This is a genomic window from Mameliella sp. CS4, assembly GCF_019392335.1.
In the GTDB taxonomy this organism is placed as follows: Bacteria; Pseudomonadota; Alphaproteobacteria; order Rhodobacterales; family Rhodobacteraceae; genus Antarctobacter.
This window is the reverse complement of sequence record NZ_JAHXRQ010000147.1, coordinates 1-275: the sequence shown is the minus strand read 5'-3', so window position 1 is coordinate 275 and position 275 is coordinate 1. Positions and strand designations below refer to the sequence as shown.

Below are 275 nucleotides of genomic sequence, written 5' to 3'. Positions count from 1 at the left end.
CATTGGTGGGAAAGTCCTCAAGTGAGGGGAGGCTGGGGTTGTCATCGTCGTCGTTATCGACGGTGTCGTCATGTGCCCAAAACAGGCGGTCGGGTACGGCATGGCCCATGCCCGGCTGAAAGCCAGCGTCCAAACACTGGTCAAGGTAGGTCAGCGACTCGGCACAGGCGGCCTGAAGGTCGGTCTCGCCCGCCAATGGCCAACCGCACTAGTGCCATCTTGGCCTGCGATTGTTGACCCTGTTCTATTGATCTGTGAAGCATGACCGACCGTAA

General features: G+C 58.9%; 1 protein-coding gene. It reads right to left on the bottom strand.

Going from position 1 to position 275, the window contains the following annotated elements:
• The coding region (locus tag KZZ07_RS26905) for a hypothetical protein (RefSeq protein WP_219520026.1) at positions 1-196 on the bottom strand (196 nt) is incomplete at its 3' end.
• Positions 197-275 lie beyond the last annotated feature (79 nt).